The organism is Erythrobacter sp. CCH5-A1 (assembly GCF_001557115.1).
In the GTDB taxonomy this organism is placed as follows: domain Bacteria; phylum Pseudomonadota; class Alphaproteobacteria; order Sphingomonadales; family Sphingomonadaceae; genus Erythrobacter.
In genome coordinates, this window is sequence record NZ_LSKQ01000314.1 from 1 (window position 1) to 591 (window position 591).

The window sequence follows — 591 nt, forward strand, 5'->3', positions numbered from 1 at the left end:
GCAGCTCGTTGGCGACCGACTCCGTCGCATACTGACTGCCCGGTGCGGAATAGGTCCGGAATCCTTCTCCGGAACGAGGCAGCACCGAGTTGACGGGACCACCACCAGAGGCCCCTCCCCCGCCAATGCCGAGCAGATCTCCGGCCTGGTCTGCTTTATTCGAAATCCATCCTTTTGCATCTTCGAGATAGTTCTCTGCGCCCTTGATGACGGGAGCCACGAGCCGCGGTTGCCAGCCTGTCGATGCGAGAAGGCTGTTCTCCGGCTGACGCAAGGCCTGCTGTGCGTAAGTGACGAACTCCTGCGTCTCGTCTTGGCTAAGCGAATAGCCGCGCGATGCAGCTTCGCTGAAGTCCTGACTGTGCCGCTCATAGGCCTCTTGAGTCCGTGAGGCCTCATTCGAATAGGTGCGCGTGTCGGCCAAACTGGCCGAATAGCGATCGGAAAGGGATTTCAGCTCACTGTCGGAACTGGAGCTCGTGGCGCGCGTGAAGTCCTCTCGCGCCTGCCTTGCCTGCGTCGAATTCGACTCCTTGTAGGCGTAATCGGCGACCCGCGAGAGAGCCTGATCAGCAGTAAGCGTCTCCCCGG

1 pseudogene is annotated in these 591 nt (G+C 60.7%); it reads right to left on the reverse strand.

Features of this window, described 5'->3' with window-relative positions:
- Positions 1-591: pseudogene (locus AX708_RS21005) on the reverse strand (hypothetical protein); the annotation flags it as partial.